The sequence below is a fragment of the Deinococcus marmoris DSM 12784 genome (assembly GCF_000701405.1).
GTDB lineage: Bacteria > Deinococcota > Deinococci > Deinococcales > Deinococcaceae > Deinococcus > Deinococcus marmoris.
In genome coordinates this window covers 14,842-29,259 of the sequence record NZ_JNIV01000059.1, presented here as the reverse complement: position 1 = coordinate 29,259, position 14,418 = coordinate 14,842, and the positions used below count along the sequence as shown (strand labels likewise).

Genomic DNA, 14,418 nt, shown 5'->3' with positions numbered 1-14,418 from the left:
GAACGTGTCAGGAGCAACGATCCCAAAAATACGCTCAAACGTATCCTGGCTGGGAATACCGCCTTGCAGCCTCAGAAAACGGCGCAACCACACTTGTCGGTGAACGGCAAAGGTGTGAATCAAGGCGTAGTTCGTTGCCCCACAGATCACCGCCAGAACGCTGATCACCAGAATGTCGCACAGCAAATGTCGAATTCCCCGTGCCTGACGGGGATCATCAAGGGTGGCAAAGGTGGCGGTCAGCGTGATCAGGTCTGCTTGACGAATAATTTTGGATGACACCCACCACCCTACCCTGACTTTGCGGTAGCCCTGCTGGATGGACACCCAGGCCGAAACACCGCCCCGCCATCTGCTACCCTCCGCGAATGTCTGCTCCCGCCCCTGCCCTTCCCCGCCTGCGTCTGCGCGTGACCCTGGCGGCGGAAGGCTACGTGCGCGCCGGGCACCCCTGGGTCTACGAATCCAGCGTGCGGGAGCAGAACCGTGACGGCGAGGCCGGGGAACTGGCGGTGATCTATGACCGCCGGGACCGTTTTCTGGCGATTGGCCTGTATGACCCGTTTTCGCCCCTGCGCCTGCGCGTGCTGCACGCCGGGCCACCTGTGACGCTGGACGACGCGTGGTGGGCCGCCCATCTGGATCAGGCTTTGCAGAAGCGTGCGGCGCTGGCCGACGCCTCAGACACCGACGGCTACCGCGTCCTCAACGGCGAGTCCGATGGTTTCGGCGGTCTGGTGGTGGACCGTTACGCCCAGGTCTTGGTCCTCAAGATCTACACGGCGGCATGGTTCCCGCATCTGGACCGCATTCTGGGCCTGCTCTTGGAACGCTTCCCTGACTCTGCAATGGTTCTGCGCCTCAGTCGCAATATTCAGAGCATCGCGGCAGAGGAAGGGCTGTCCGACGGTCAGATCCTGTCCGGCGATTTGCCGGAAAATCCAGTCGTTTTCTACGAATCTGGTCTGGCCTTTGAAGCCGATGTGCTGCGTGGTCAGAAAACTGGATTCTTCCTGGATCAGCGGGAGAACCGGCAGCAGATAGAGGGGCTGGCGAAGGGCAGGCGGGTGCTGAACGCCTTCTCCTTTTCGGGCGGCTTCTCGCTGTACGCAGCACGGGGCGGCGCAACCGAAGTCGTCAGTCTGGATATCAGCGCCCACGCCCTGGCCGGAGCTGAACACAACTTCGCACTGAATCCGGGACTGAACACGCCGCATGAAACCATTCAGGCCGATGTCTTTGACTGGCTTGCCAGAACCCGCCGCACTTTTGATCTGGTCATTCTGGACCCCCCCTCGCTGGCCCGCCGCGAAACCGAGCGGGCCGGGGCCATTCGCGCCTACGCCAAACTGGCCGCCGACGGCATCGCCCGGCTGGCCCCCGACGGCATTCTCCTCAGCGCCTCGTGTTCGGCCCACGTCAGCGCCGACGAATTCTGGGACGCTGTGCGCGGCGCGGCCCAGGCCAGCGGCAGAACATGGAAGGAGCTGGGAACGGGCCGCCACGCCCCGGACCACCACGCGACGTTTGCCGAAGCCGAGTATCTGAAGGCGATTTATCTGGAGTTGGGGTAAAAGAAACCCCTCAGTCCGCTACGCGGCCAGCTCCCCTCAAAAGGGAGCCAAGAAGCGCAAAAGACCGTCCAGCGCAGCAATCTCCTTGCCTCCCTTCTAAGGGGAGGTGGCGCGGAGCGCCGGAGGGGTTAAACCGTGGGGGCAGACCAAAAACACAGCGTTCCGCCTCCCCATCCCATCTGCTACCATGTCCCCCATGAAGACCGTGTGTTGCCTCCGATTGCGGTAAAGCAGCGTTCCGTCTGCCGTCCGCGCCCCGACTTTGCTGTTGAGGCGCGGCTTTTTATTGCCCTTCCAATCCAACCACCCTCAAGGAGCCATCCGTGACCAGCCACTCTGAACCCGATTCCAACATCGTCCTGTACGACACCATGCAGCGCCAGAAAGTGCCGTTTACGCCCACCACGCCGGGACATGTGGGCATGTACCTGTGCGGTCCCACCGTCTACAGCGACGCGCACCTGGGCCATGCCAGGAAGGAAGTGGCCTTCGACGTGATCCGCCGCGCCTTCATGCACTTCGGCTACGCGGTGCGCTACGTGGCGAACATCACCGACGTGGGCCACCTGCAAGACGACAGCGACGACGGCGAGGACAAGATCGCCAAACGCGCCGCGCTGGAACGCTTGGAGCCGATGGAGGTGGCCGACAAGTATTTCTGGTCTTTCATGGACGATATGGCCGCCCTGAACATCCTGCGCCCCAGCATCAACCCGCGCGCCACCGGGCACATCACTGAGCAGATCGCGCTGATCGAGGAACTGATTGAACGCGGCCACGCCTACGAATCGGGCGGTAGCGTCTACTTTGACGTGCGGAGCTGGCCCGACTACGGCAAACTGTCGGGCCGCAAGCTGGACGATCAGGAGGAAGGCACGCGCGAGGCCGTGCGCGGCGACAAGCACGACGCCCGCGACTTTGCGCTGTGGAAGAACGCCGAGGGCGGTCACCTGATGCGCTGGCCCTCGCCGTGGGGCATCGGCTTTCCCGGCTGGCACATCGAATGCAGCGCCATGAGCCTCAAGTACCTGGGCGAGGGCTTTGACATCCACGGCGGCGGTCTGGACCTAGAATTCCCCCACCACGAGGCCGAGATCGCGCAGGCCGAGGCGGCGGGCCACGCGTTTGCGCGCTACTGGATGCACAACAACATGCTGACCATCGGCGGCGAGAAGATGAGCAAGAGCAAGGGCAACTTCACCACCATTGCCGACGTGCTTTCCCGCCATGACCCGATGGTGGTGCGCTTTCTGCTGGTGTCCAGCCATTACCGCTCCATCACCGAATTCAGTGACGCGGCCTTTGAATCCGCCAAAAATGGTTACCGCCGCCTGAGCGAGAGCCTGCATGAGATAGAGCGCCGTCTGAGCGACGCGCCGGATGGGGAAGACGCCACGCTGGACCGCAAAATTGAGACACATGTGCAGGCGTTTGAAGCCGCCATGCGCGACGATTTCAACACTCCTAAAGCGGTGGCGGCGCTGTTCGGCCTGAGCGGCGACATGAACTCTGCGCTGGCGGCGGGCAAAGTCGGACGGGCCACGCTGGAGCGGGCGCGGGACGCCTTCCATACGCTGGGCGGCGACGTGCTGGGCCTGTTCGCCGGGGGCGGCGCGGCGCAGGAGGACAACTCGGAAGTGGTCGGCACGCTGATGCAACTGGTCCTGAAAGCGCGGCAGAATTATCGCCTGAACAAGCAATACGCCGAATCTGACGAGCTGCGCGACACGCTGGCGCAGGTGGGCGTGACCGTCGAGGACACCAAGGATGGCCCGCGCTGGCGGCGTTGAGCAGGAGGGCGTAATTCGCAGGTCTCTCCGCCAGTTTTAGAATTCGCGTGTCAGGAAAATGTGAGAGGGCGGAACTAGAGTTGATCCTGAGAGGTGCAACACACCCCTCGTCCTTCCCTCCCTTGGACACGTCACCCCCCCCGGCGTGTCCTAACTTTTTGCCTTGCCGTGCCGACAGTCAGGCTGGCGCAGACCCCGACGACACAGGCCCTGGCGATGTGCAGGCCCCGGCGAAGGTGAACGCCTGCCCACCTTTCGGCTCACGCGCGGCCTCCCTGCCGGAGTACACTCGCCCTATGTTGCCCCCGCTGGTCAAGCAGGTCCTCGACAACTTTAATTTCGACATCGATCCGGGGCTGAGCCGCGAAGAGAACGCCGATGAGGTCATCAAGAGCGCGGCGCTGCTGTCGGGCGCGGTGGCCCTCGAGCCGATTCCCTTTGCCGATATTCTGGTGATTACCCCGGTGCAGGCCAAGATGGTGCTGCACATCGGCAAGATTTACGGCTTCGATATTTCGCCCGAGCGGGCGCTGGAGATTGTGCGCGAGCTGGGCGTGACCATCGCTTACGGCATGGCGGCGCGTCAGTTGATGCGGGGGCTGGCAAAACTGGCGCTGCCGGTGATCGGCGGCATCATCACCGCGCCCGCCGTGTACGGCTGGACCTTTGCGCTGGGGCGGGTGGCGCAGAGCTACTTCGAGCGCAAGCAACTGGGCCTGCCCGACAGCCGCAAGGAACAGGTCAAGGTGATTCAGGAGGCCAAGCAGCAGTCCCGCAAGGTGCTGCCCAACGCCCAGGATTTCACCGATCTGGCCAGCGAGCTGCGCCGCCGCGCCGACGAGAAGAACAAGAGCCAGGGTGGCCCGAACGGAATGAACTGAAAATGGGGTTTAAAAACGCGGCGGGGGCCTGACCTCCGCCGCCTTTTTCTGTCCTGAACAGGCGGCACTCACTCCCTGGGCCAACTGAATACCCGCCCGTCCTTGAGGGTCAGTTTCACGGTGGCTGGTCCCTCTCCCGGATCGCGGATGACACAGCTCGCGGTTTCGGGCGGTGGATCGCCGATGCCGCTCTCGAAGCCGCTGACGCTCTGGCAGGGGCCGCTGGCGTCCTGCTGGCCGTCACCGATCACGTCGGCGGCGAGGGCCACCTGACGCACGTATTCCTCGAAACGCACCGGATCGGACGTCATCAGACGCTGCGCCTCGGCCTGACGCGCGGCCTCAAGCGTCTGGCGCTGGCGTTCGGCCCCGGCCTCGCGGGTGGCGGGAACAGCCCACAATGCCCCCAGCAACAGCACAACCAACACCAACGCGGGCCACAGGCGACGAACAGACCGGATCACGCCCGCATCCTAACGAAACCGCTACTCTTGGGGGCGTGAAGCGCAAAACCTTTGACCTCCGGCCCTGGGCGCGGGTCACGCAGTCCACCCAGACGGCGCTGGCCGTGCCGGGCTACGTGATCGTGGATTTCACGGCCCAGACCGTGATTCGCCCGCTGGAAGTGTCCAGGCCGGGATCAACCCTCCGCCACCTGATCCTTGACGACGGCTACCGCTGGATTCGCTGTCATCCCACGGGCGCGGGCGAGGGCGTCATGGGCGCGGCCCTGACCGTCCAAATGAACGCGGCAGGCCAGCCCGTGCAGTTCTACGTGGATATCCACGGTGGCGAGGGCGTGGACGAGGACGGCCTGCCGTGGCACGACGATCTGTACCTGGATGTGGTGGGCGATCCCGATGAAACGGCGCGCTGGACCGTGGCCGCCACCGAAATCATCGACGCCGACGAACTGGAAGAGGCGGTAGAGGCTAGGCTGGTCACGCCAGGACTGGCCGCGCGCACCTGGGACCATGCCCGCCAGATCGAGGCGGAACTGCGGGCCGGAACATACGCGCCTGTGGGCGTGCTGCGGCGCTATGTGGAAGACCCGTATACTTGACCGCAGAACTTGAACCCGGTTCAAAATCCAACCCTCCGAGGTCCTTTATGCCCCAGCCCACAATCCCGCAGCCCACGCTGCAAGCCCCCCTGCCCCCGCAAGCTGTCCAGGCGGTCAAGGCCGCCCTGCACAACATTCCCATGAATGCCACCGTGGGCGTGACCATCACCGATGTCGGCGTGGGCTGGGCCACCGGGGAGTGCCCCGATACCCCTCCCTTTCAGAACCACCTGGGGACCATCCACGCCGGGGCGCAGTTCCTGCTGGCCGAGGCCGTCAGCGGGGCAGCGTTCGGTGGGGCCTTCGCCGCCCATTTTGCCAGCGCGGTGCCGCTGATCGAGCGGCTGGATACCCATTACGTGGGCCGGGCACGCGGCGGCCTGACCGCCAGAGCCGAGGCCCGCGCTGCGGAACTGCCCGCCGCCCTGGAAGCCTACAAGACAGAGGGCAAGGCGCGTCTGGTGATCGATGTCAGCGTCCGCGACGGCGACAGTAACGAAGTGATGCGGGCGGTGGCACACTGGTATCTGCGTTCGATGGCGACATTGCGGAGCAAATAAGACTGTTCCGCAAAGTCGGAATGTGGAGAGGTCGACAGCTCTGAAACCCGTGCAAGACAGCAAAAAAGCCTCCCGATCTGGCGTAGAGGCTGGTCTGTCCCGGTTCCGCAGGTTCTAAAAGCCCATGCGGCCCTGCATCACCTCTTCCAGGCTGGGCAGGCGCACCAGCCCGCGCCAGTAGGCCCGGATCGTTTCCAGCACATGCATGTATTCCTGGTAATTGCCCGGCTTGACCACGTACCCGCTGACCTGCCCCTCGTAGGCGCGGTGGATGTCGCTGGGATGCTCGGAGGTGGACAGGACCAGCACCGGGATAGATCGCACGTCGGGCAGGGCCTTGACGCGCTCCAGAAACTCGTGGCCGTTCATGATCGGCATGTTCAGGTCTAACACGATCAGGTGCGGGCGGACGCCGTGGCCGGGGCCGCACAGGTGGTCCAGGGCTTCCTGGCCGTTCTGGACGTGGTGGACCGTGATCTCCTGATCCTGCTCGGAAAGCATGTGCTGGAAGAGCAGGGCGTCGGCCAGCTCGTCCTCGACCAGCAGCAGATGAAAGGGTGGAGAACTCACCTCAGCAGATTAATAATCGGATGAGGGTCCAATCGTTATCCAGTTGACAATCCTGCGTCCCAGAAAGAAAAAATTAAGATCAGATGGAAGAATGGTGACCCCGGCGCGGGTGTTACCCTGAAGGCCATGTTGCCCGAGCCGCCGCCCGAACGTTTTGCCGTGGCGGCTTTTGATGCTTTGCTTGCCCATATCGCCATCGTTGATGCGGACGGCGTGATCGTCGCCGTCAACCACGCCTGGAGCGCCTTCGCACGCAGGAACGGCGGGATGGGCAACGATGTGGGTCTCAACTATCTGTCCATCTGCGACGGGGCGCAGGGCCAGGACGGTCAGGACGCCCGCGCCACCGCACAGGGCATCCGCGCGGTGATGGCCGGAGAGCAGCAGGTGTATGAACTGGAATACCCCTGCCACACGCCCACCGAGCAGCGTTATTACGTGGCCCGCGTGACCCGTTTCACGCAGGACGGTGCGCGCTACGCACTGGTGGCCCACGAGAACATCACCCGCCGCAAGCTGGCCGAGCTGGAGGTCACGGCGCTGAACGCCGGGCTGGAACGGCGGGTCCAGGAGCGCACCGAGGCGCTGGAGGCCAGTGAGGCGGCCCTGCAACGCCTGAACGGCGAGCTGATGGACCGCAACGAGGAACTCTCGCAGTTCGTGTACGTGGCCAGCCACGATTTGCAGGAGCCGCTGCGGACGCTGGGGGCCTACGCCGATATTCTGCGCCAGCGCTACCGGGGCAAGCAGCTCGACGAACGCGCCGACATCTACCTGGGCCACATCACCGAGCAGGTGGGCCGCGCCCGCAGGCTGGTCCGCGACGTGCTGGCTCTGTCCACCGTCAGCGAGGAAGCCCCGCGTGAGGCCACCGATCTGGGCGCACTGTGCCGCGAGGTACAGGCCGAACTGAACTGGTCCCCGGACGCCGAATTGCAGGTGGCCGCAATCCCGCCCGTGTGGGCCAACCCGCCCCAGATGCGCCAGTTGCTGGGCAACTTGCTGGGCAACGCCCTGAAGTTCCACGCCGAGAGCCAGTTGCGGGTGGAGTTGAGCGGGGAACCGGACGGCGATCTGATCCACCTCACCCTGCGCGACAACGGCATCGGCATCGCGCCGGAGTACGCCGACAAGGTTTTTGGAATGTTCCAGCGCCTGCACGGGCGCACGCCCACCGGGGGCAACGGCATCGGGCTGGCCGTGTGCCGCCGCATCGTGGAAAAGCACGGCGGGCGCATCTGGATCGAGGCCGCGCCGGGCGGTGGGACCGCCGTGCATTTCACACTGCCCAATGTTCAGGAAACGGGAACTCAGGACGCCGGGACTCAGGCAACTGATAGCTGAAGACACAAAAAAGCCCTCTCCGGGAAAGAGAGGGCTGGGTCGTGGGGTTCTTTTCTAGCTGAACAGCGTGCTGACACTCGCCCCGGTGTGGATGTTGGCAATCGCGCTGGCAAACAGCGGGGCCACGTCCAGCACGGCCAGTTTGCCTCCCGCCGCCTCAATCTTTTCCGGCGAGACGTACACGGTGTTGCAACTGGCCACCTGGGTCACGTCCAGGCCCGCGATGCGCTGGATGGCCGGGCCGCTGTAGACGCCGTGGGTGACGGCCACGTACACGTCCCTGGCCCCCATGCTGCGGGCGATGTTGACCGTTTCCACCAGACTTCCGGCGGTGCTGATCTCGTCGTCCACGATAAAGACGGTCTTGCCGTCCACCTCACCGATCAGGGCGCGCGGCACCACCTCGGTATCGGACACGCGCTCCTTGTCAATCATTGCCAAGCCGCAGTCCAGCAGGCGCGCAATGCTGCTGGCCCGCTTGATGCTGCCCGCGTCGGGGGCCAGGACCACGCCCTCGTGGGCATTGTCGACGCAGCCCCGGAAGTGTTCGGACAGCACGAGGTCCGCCGACAGGTGATCGACAGGCACCTTGAAAAAGCCGTGGACCTGCGGGCTGTGCAGGGTCATGGTCAGCACCCGGTCCGCCCCTGCCGCCTGGATCAGATCGGCCACCAGACGGCCCGCGATGGAAATGCGGGGGCTGTCCTTCTTATCGCTGCGGGCATAGCTGTAATACGGGATCACGGCGGTCACACGGCCCGCACTGGCACTCTTGGCAGCGTCGATCATCAGCATCAGTTCCATGATCGAGTCGCTGACCGGATTGCTGAAGGACTGCACGATGAACACGTCCGCCTCGCGCAGCGACTGCTCGTAATGCACGATCAGGTTGTCGTTGGTGAATTTCTCGGTGATGCTGTGGCCCAGCGTCACCCCCAGGTGTTCGCAGATGGCCAGCGCCAGTGGGCGGTTGCTCTGGCCGGAAAAGACCATCAGGGGCGAGCGGCGACTTTCCAGCAGGGCAGTGGACAGGCGTGACGGGACAGGCAAGGGAACTTCCTCCGGGGATTGAGGTTTGGGCTACAGGAATCGGCTCTGAATCGCCCGAAGCATACCTGCCCGGCATGTGGGATGTCAGGGGCGTGTGATGTCTCCAGAGTAGAAACAGCCACGGGAGGACACGGCGTCCGGCTGATTTGGACGGCAAACCTGCCCCAATGCAGGCACAGCGTCGGCACAGCGCAGATACAGCGCAGGCACTACCATGCGCCCATGACCCTGGACGCCCTGATCGTCGGCGCTGGCCCCAACGGCCTCTCGGCGGCCCTGACGCTGGCCCGCGCCGGACTGCGGGTGCAGGTGCTGGAAGCCCACGACACGGTGGGCGGCGGAATGCGGAGCCTGCCGCTGACCCTGCCCGGTTTTGTCCACGATTACGGCAGCGCCATTCATCCGCTGGCCGCCGCCAGTCCGGCGTTTCGCAGGTGGCCGCTGCACGCTTTTGGCCTGGACTGGGTGCAGCCGGGCGCGCCCGTGACGCACCCGCTGGGAGGCGGCTCGGTCACGTTAGAGCGCAGTCTGGAGGCCACCGCCGATGCACTGGGCGCAGACGGCCCCGCCTGGACCGCTTTAATGCGTCCTCTGCTGAACGACTGGGAGGGCTTGCTGCACGACATCCTGCGCCCGCTGCCGCGTGTGCCGTCGCATTTCTTCACGCTGGCGCAGTTCGGCATTCGCGGGCTGCCGCCTGCTGGGGCGCTGGGCAAACTGCTGTTCCGCACCCCGGAGGCCCGTGCGCTGTGGGGAGGTCTGGCCGCGCACACCGTGCTGCCCTTCTCGGCCCCCGGCACCTCGGCCATGACGCTGGTGCTGGCGCTGCTGGCGCACGCGGTGGGCTGGCCCTTTCCGCGCGGCGGGGCGCAGGCCATTCCCGACGCCATGCGGGCGTATCTGGAATTCCTGGGTGGAGAAGTCCTCACGGGCGTCCAGGTCAATTCCGCTGCCGATCTGCCCCCCGCCCGCGTGACACTGGTGGACAGCAGCCCTGGCGTGTTGCTGAATCTACTGGGTGACCGCGCCCCCGCCTCCTACCGCGCCGCACTGGAGCATTACCGCTACGGCCCCGGCATCCAGAAGCTGGATTACGCGCTGAGTGGCCCAGTGCCCTGGGCAGACCCGCGTGTGGCCCGCGCCGCCACCGTGCATCTGGGCGGCTCGCTGGACGAGGTGGCCCGCTCGGAGGCCGCCGCCCCCACCCACATCTTGCCGCGTCCCTACGTGCTGGCCGCGCAGCACACCCTGTTTGATCCCAGTCGCGCCCCCGCCGGGCAGCACACCTTCTGGGCCTACTCGCACGTTCCCAACGGCAGTGACGAGGATATTCAGGACCGTATGGAAAGCCAGATCGAGCGTTATGCGCCCGGCTTCCGCGATCTGGTGCTGGCCCGCCACCGCACCACCGCGCCCATGTTGCAGGCATACAGCCCGGTTTTCGGTGGCGGCGACGTGAATGGCGGCAAGGGTGATCTGTGGGGGTTGCTGGCCCGCCCGGTGCTGACCTCCACGCCCTACCGCACCCCGGTCAGGGGCTTTTACCTGTGTTCCAGCAGCACGCCCCCCGGCGGCGGCATTCACGGCATGGCGGGCTACCACGCCGCACTGGCCGCGCTGAAAGACGAGTTCGGCATTCAGGACTCGGAGGATTGAGGCAGGCCAGACCCGACGGTTCCTAGCGCGCGAACAGCAGCGGCGAGACCCCGATCAACTGAATGATCAGGGCGGGCAGCAGTGGCAGCAGCGTTCCCATGACCGCCTGAATGGGCCTGTCGGTCAACTGGCGCATGGCGGCGTAAACGAAGCCAAACTGCGCCGCCGTGCCCAGCAGCGTGACCACCACCAGCGCAAACCCGGCAGAGGTCTGGAAGGTCTGGGCCAGGGCGGCCCGCTCCAGCACGCGCGGATCACTGCCCAGCGCGCCTACGCCCGCCGCATCTGGCAGGAAGGTGGCGGCGGGCGTGAGCAGCGTGACCACGATCACCAGCAGGTACAGCGGCGGCATCAGCGCGAAGCTGGCCCCGTAGACCTCGGCGGCGCGGCCCTTGAACCCGGCCCCCACCCGGCCAAAGCCCCACATCAGCACGAAGATGAACACGCTCAGAAAGGTGTTTCCCAGGACATTGACGGCGGAGGTAGCCAGCCCCGGTGCCGCCGTTTCGCTGTTGGCCGCCGCGAACGCCGCCGCGTGGCGCACCAGCAGGGTATAGGCCAGTCCGCCCAGTAGCCCAGCCACTGCCGGCACCCAGACGTAGCGCCACCACACCAGATCAACCTCCTGCAACTGGAGCACGAAACTGCGCGGGCTGACCAGCAGCGTGGCCGGGGTGGGCGGGTCTGGCAGAGGCGCGGGTGCGCTGGCCTTGCTGGCATTGGATTTGCCGGGCTTGGATTTGCGGGGAGGGGCCATAAACCCCACCATGCTAGCGGCTGGAGCGGGGGACAGAGGACGGGATCAGAACAGCGCGCCCCTGAGATCAGAGAACCACAGCCCCACCTGCGGGAAGGTCAGGGCCACCGCTACCGCGCCGAACAGCACGATCACCACGTAAGCCAGACTCAGCCACGGGCCGGGGGCGCTGCGCTCCTGCGCGTCAGGTCTGGGCGTCAGCCACAGGTGCAGGACCACCATCACCACGCTGCCAAACAGCAGCGCCCCAATCCCCAGCGGAATTTTCAGGGCTGGATTGCTCAGCAGTTCGCCCGCCTGTGCGGGGTCACCCAGGTCTTTGCCGGCCAGAAACGCGCCCAGGCCCACCGCCAGCGTGTTGTTCAGCGCGTGGACCACGACGCCGTTCCACAGGCTGCCGCTGTGCTGCACCAGCCGCGCCAGCACGTAGGCCAGCGGCAGAATGCCCGCGATGCTGGCCGGAACGCCGTGCGCCACCGAGAAAGCGAAGGTAGAGGTGAGTGCGGCCACCGTGAAGCCCGCCGCCCGCTCGTGGCCGCGCATCATCAGACCCCGGAAGGCGACTTCCTCGGCAAAGGGGATCAGCAGGCCCGCCGCCAGCAGCAGCGCCCACAGGTCTGGCCCGCTGCTCAGAAACTGCGGAACGGAATCTGCTGCCCCTGGAAAGAAAGTGATGTACGCCAGCACGAAGGCCCGCGAGGCCAGGAATGCCAGGGCGAAGGCCGCCAGCGCCAGCCCCCACGACGGCGGCGTGCGCCAGCGCGTGTCTGCGGCCAGCGCCCGCACGGTGGGCCGGAAGAAGATGAAGGCGGCAGCCACCACCACCGCGAACGAGCCGAGCAGCGCCGTTCCCAGCGGCACACGCTGGGCAATCAGCAGCGCCGAGACCACGTTCTGGACAATCAGCAGGCCCAGCGCGGCGCGGTTGCCGTCCACGGCCCGGATGCCACCGGGCGGTTTGGGAAACTGCGTCTCGTCGGGCCAGGGCTGGGGCGTGGTGGGAGAATCCGGCACGGTCATGGTTCAGAGGGTACTGCGCTGGCCACGGGACACGCCTCCGCTGAAAGGGGGAGGTTTCTTGAGCGTTGGGGCCTGGGTCACTGGCAAATTCTGGAGTTCGCTTTACGCAGTCAAAACCCCAATCGCCCCCGCCAGCGCCTTATCCCCGATCTGGTGGTGTAACACGAAGCGCACCGAGTCTGGTCCCAACGCACTGGTCAGCACACCCTGCTCTGCCCATTTCGCCACATGTCCGGCGGCATTCGGTAGCGTGGCGTAAATGATGTTGGTCTGCACAGCAGCGAGGTTCACGTCAAAACCCGCATTTGCCAGTGCCCCGGCCAGTTCACGGGTGCGGCGGTGGTCTTCCTTCAGCAGGGCCGGGCCGCCCCGCAGGGCCACCAGCGCCGCCGCTGCCAGAACCCCAGCCTGACGCATGCCGCCGCCCAGCATCTTGCGGTAGCGGTGCGCCTGTTGCATGGCGGCGGCACTGCCCACCAGCACGCTGCCCACGGGTGCGCCCAGCCCTTTGCTGAGGCATACGCTGACGGTGTGAAAGTGCCGGGTGATCTCGGACAGCGGCACGTCCAGCGCCGCCGACGCATTGAAGACCCGTGCGCCGTCCAGATGTAGGGGCAGCCCCTCGGCATCGGCCACCGCGCGAATTTGCTCAATTACTTCCAGCGGAATGACCGTGCCGCCCGCCTTGTTGTGGGTGTTTTCCAGGCTGATCAGTCCGGTGGGCGACTGGTGGATGCTGTGGCGCACCGCCAGACGCACCTGCTCGGGGTCCGGCACGCCCAGCGGCGCGGGCACAAAGCGTGGGACCACGCCGGAAAAGGCCGCCATCATGCCCAGTTCCCACTCGTAGATGTGGCTGCCCTCGGCGCAGACGACTTCCTCGCCCCGGCGGGTGTGCAGGGCAATCGCCACCTGATTGGTCATGCTGCCGGACGGCATGAACAGGCCCGCCTCGTGTCCGGTCAGGCGGGCAACTTCGGCCTGCAACTCGTTGACGGTGGGGTCCTCGCCGTACACGTCGTCGCCCACCGCCGCCGACGCCATCGCGGCGCGCATTTCGGGGGTGGGCGTGGTGACGGTGTCGGAGCGGAGATCGGCAATTGGTTGGGACATGGGGAGGATGGTAGCAACGCGGGATGCTCAGCGGTGAATGAAGCGCAACAGGATAGGGCGCAGGCGGATCACCCACATGGGCGCACCCAGAATATCGGTGGCGAACGGCTCGCCCCACTCGGCGCAGTCGCGCAGGATTTTAAGCTGTGGTCCGGCAAAGGCAAAAGTCTCAAGGCGGCCAATGGCGTGGAGCGTACGGATGTGATCGTCTTCTGGCTCCAGTGCCAGCGCTTCATTCAGAAGGCGGCGTTTGGCGAATGGTCCCGCCCAGTTTGCCAGTCCCGTCAGCGCATGGGCCTCGCGGCTCAGGGCCAGCGATTGCCGGAAGGCTTTTTTTGCCCCTGCCTGATCACCGGCAAAGTGGCTCAGATAATGCCCGAGCTGACGCAGACGCCTCGCTTCCAGGCGGGAGCGTTCTTTCTCCGGCAGTGACTCATGCTCCGGGCGTTTGACGAACGCCTCCTGCGCCTCATGGCTGCCGCCCCATTCGGTACGCAGATTGTTCAACATGGTCTGACGTAAGTGCATGGACTGGGGAGCCGCCTTGACCCCGGCCAGATATTCGTCCCAGCCCTGTTCGCCCTGCTGCATCTGCAAATGGATCAGGCCGCAGTAGGCCAGCGTCGCCTGCGTGTCCAGCTCCACGGCTTCCACGAAGTAAGACCATGCTTCTGCCATCATCTCGGCCAGTTCCTGCCTGTTTTCTTCGGGAATGTCTTTTGCCAGCCGCATGGTTCGCAGCTTCAGGCCGTGGGCAAACAGGTGCGATGCCAGCGACACCCGCGCCGGATAGGACTGAGGATAGGCGTTGACCCAGGCCCGAAATGGCTTGGTGAACTCCGGGCGGTAGGACTCGGCCACGGCATAGGCCCGATGCAACTCTTTCTCAGAGAACTGCTGCTCTGAAAAAGCCCGGTGCAAACCGCCGTAATACTCTTCCAGCGCGGAGAATTTCTTGTTCAGAAGCAGGTCGCGCAGGGCGTCACGAGAAAGGTGAGTGGGAGCAGAAGAAGTGGAGGACGGCGCGAGGACGGTCATCA

At 65.3% G+C, this 14,418-nt stretch carries 15 protein-coding genes; 7 read left to right on the top strand and 8 right to left on the bottom strand.

Going from position 1 to position 14,418, the window contains the following annotated elements:
• The coding region (locus Q319_RS27920) for a transposase family protein (protein ID WP_162178617.1) at positions 1 to 282 on the bottom strand (282 nt) is incomplete at its 3' end.
• An 86-nt stretch (positions 283 to 368) separates the two neighbouring features.
• Between Q319_RS27920 and Q319_RS0114315 the strand changes: the two genes are divergently transcribed.
• The 3 genes from Q319_RS0114315 (at position 369) to Q319_RS0114305 (ending at position 4,245) form a co-directional block, all read left to right on the top strand.
• On the top strand, positions 369 to 1,574 hold the full coding sequence (locus Q319_RS0114315) for a 23S rRNA (cytosine(2499)-C(5))-methyltransferase (protein WP_029483166.1): 1,206 nt from the start codon (positions 369 to 371) through the stop codon (positions 1,572 to 1,574).
• 323 nt (positions 1,575 to 1,897) lie between these two features.
• Positions 1,898 to 3,364, top strand: a complete 1,467-nt coding sequence (gene cysS / locus Q319_RS0114310) for a cysteine--tRNA ligase (RefSeq protein ID WP_029483165.1) — start codon at positions 1,898 to 1,900, stop codon at positions 3,362 to 3,364.
• A 296-nt stretch (positions 3,365 to 3,660) separates the two neighbouring features.
• Positions 3,661 to 4,245, top strand: a complete 585-nt coding sequence (locus Q319_RS0114305) for a YcjF family protein (protein WP_029483164.1) — start codon at positions 3,661 to 3,663, stop codon at positions 4,243 to 4,245.
• Between the two features lie 68 nt (positions 4,246 to 4,313).
• On the opposite strand, the gene Q319_RS0114300 is transcribed toward Q319_RS0114305, so the two are convergent.
• Entirely contained in the window at positions 4,314 to 4,709 is a 396-nt protein-coding gene (locus Q319_RS0114300; protein ID WP_156039349.1) for a hypothetical protein, read from the bottom strand.
• Between the two features lie 35 nt (positions 4,710 to 4,744).
• Between Q319_RS0114300 and Q319_RS0114295 the strand changes: the two genes are divergently transcribed.
• Both Q319_RS0114295 and Q319_RS0114290 read left to right on the top strand, forming a co-directional pair.
• Positions 4,745 to 5,308 carry a DUF402 domain-containing protein gene (locus Q319_RS0114295; protein WP_029483162.1) on the top strand — a complete coding sequence of 188 codons (564 nt, stop codon included), beginning with the start codon at positions 4,745 to 4,747 and terminating at the stop codon, positions 5,306 to 5,308.
• Between the two features lie 47 nt (positions 5,309 to 5,355).
• Positions 5,356 to 5,868: a PaaI family thioesterase gene (locus Q319_RS0114290; protein ID WP_034415202.1), complete on the top strand. Its 513-nt coding sequence runs from the start codon at positions 5,356 to 5,358 to the stop codon at positions 5,866 to 5,868.
• Positions 5,869 to 5,982: 114 nt separating this feature from the next.
• Here the strand turns inward: Q319_RS0114290 and Q319_RS0114285 are convergent, their stop codons facing one another.
• On the bottom strand, positions 5,983 to 6,438 hold the full coding sequence (locus Q319_RS0114285) for a response regulator (RefSeq protein ID WP_034415199.1): 456 nt from the start codon (positions 6,436 to 6,438) through the stop codon (positions 5,983 to 5,985).
• Positions 6,439 to 6,564: 126 nt separating this feature from the next.
• Here Q319_RS0114285 and Q319_RS0114280 point away from each other — a divergent pair, with 126 nt between their 5' ends.
• Positions 6,565 to 7,782 (top strand): PAS domain-containing sensor histidine kinase, encoded by a 1,218-nt coding sequence (locus tag Q319_RS0114280; protein ID WP_051655403.1) that lies wholly within the window; start codon positions 6,565 to 6,567, stop codon positions 7,780 to 7,782.
• Positions 7,783 to 7,836: 54 nt separating this feature from the next.
• Here the strand turns inward: Q319_RS0114280 and Q319_RS0114275 are convergent, their stop codons facing one another.
• Entirely contained in the window at positions 7,837 to 8,775 is a 939-nt protein-coding gene (locus tag Q319_RS0114275; RefSeq protein WP_051655402.1) for a ribose-phosphate diphosphokinase, read from the bottom strand.
• 279 nt (positions 8,776 to 9,054) lie between these two features.
• Here Q319_RS0114275 and Q319_RS0114270 point away from each other — a divergent pair, with 279 nt between their 5' ends.
• Positions 9,055 to 10,488: a phytoene desaturase family protein gene (locus tag Q319_RS0114270; protein ID WP_029483157.1), complete on the top strand. Its 1,434-nt coding sequence runs from the start codon at positions 9,055 to 9,057 to the stop codon at positions 10,486 to 10,488.
• 22 nt (positions 10,489 to 10,510) lie between these two features.
• Here Q319_RS0114270 and Q319_RS0114265 read toward each other — a convergent pair whose 3' ends face one another.
• From Q319_RS0114265 to Q319_RS0114250, 4 genes are all read right to left on the bottom strand, one after another.
• Positions 10,511 to 11,245 carry a hypothetical protein gene (locus Q319_RS0114265; protein ID WP_245619249.1) on the bottom strand — a complete coding sequence of 245 codons (735 nt, stop codon included), beginning with the start codon at positions 11,243 to 11,245 and terminating at the stop codon, positions 10,511 to 10,513.
• Positions 11,246 to 11,290: 45 nt separating this feature from the next.
• Positions 11,291 to 12,265 carry a CPBP family intramembrane glutamic endopeptidase gene (locus Q319_RS0114260; protein WP_029483155.1) on the bottom strand — a complete coding sequence of 325 codons (975 nt, stop codon included), beginning with the start codon at positions 12,263 to 12,265 and terminating at the stop codon, positions 11,291 to 11,293.
• Between the two features lie 102 nt (positions 12,266 to 12,367).
• Positions 12,368 to 13,378 (bottom strand): threonine aldolase family protein, encoded by a 1,011-nt coding sequence (locus Q319_RS0114255; protein ID WP_029483154.1) that lies wholly within the window; start codon positions 13,376 to 13,378, stop codon positions 12,368 to 12,370.
• Between the two features lie 27 nt (positions 13,379 to 13,405).
• Positions 13,406 to 14,416 (bottom strand): DUF4034 domain-containing protein, encoded by a 1,011-nt coding sequence (locus Q319_RS0114250; protein WP_029483153.1) that lies wholly within the window; start codon positions 14,414 to 14,416, stop codon positions 13,406 to 13,408.
• Positions 14,417 to 14,418 lie beyond the last annotated feature (2 nt).

Excerpts from the sequence above, each read along its gene's own strand:
- Q319_RS0114290 (WP_034415202.1), top strand. The coding sequence starts at position 5,356 with ATGCCCCAGCCCACAATCCCGCAGCCCACGCTGCAAGCCCCCCTGCCC.
- Q319_RS0114305 (WP_029483164.1), top strand. The coding sequence starts at position 3,661 with ATGTTGCCCCCGCTGGTCAAGCAGGTCCTCGACAACTTTAATTTCGAC.
- Q319_RS0114255 (WP_029483154.1), bottom strand. The coding sequence starts at position 13,378 with ATGTCCCAACCAATTGCCGATCTCCGCTCCGACACCGTCACCACGCCC.
- Q319_RS0114260 (WP_029483155.1), bottom strand. The coding sequence starts at position 12,265 with ATGACCGTGCCGGATTCTCCCACCACGCCCCAGCCCTGGCCCGACGAG.
- Q319_RS0114275 (WP_051655402.1), bottom strand. The coding sequence starts at position 8,775 with ATGGTCTTTTCCGGCCAGAGCAACCGCCCACTGGCGCTGGCCATCTGC.
- Q319_RS0114315 (WP_029483166.1), top strand. The coding sequence starts at position 369 with ATGTCTGCTCCCGCCCCTGCCCTTCCCCGCCTGCGTCTGCGCGTGACC.
- Q319_RS0114280 (WP_051655403.1), top strand. The coding sequence starts at position 6,565 with ATGTTGCCCGAGCCGCCGCCCGAACGTTTTGCCGTGGCGGCTTTTGAT.
- Q319_RS0114265 (WP_245619249.1), bottom strand. The coding sequence starts at position 11,245 with ATGGCCCCTCCCCGCAAATCCAAGCCCGGCAAATCCAATGCCAGCAAG.
- Q319_RS0114270 (WP_029483157.1), top strand. The coding sequence starts at position 9,055 with ATGACCCTGGACGCCCTGATCGTCGGCGCTGGCCCCAACGGCCTCTCG.
- Q319_RS0114250 (WP_029483153.1), bottom strand. The coding sequence starts at position 14,416 with ATGACCGTCCTCGCGCCGTCCTCCACTTCTTCTGCTCCCACTCACCTT.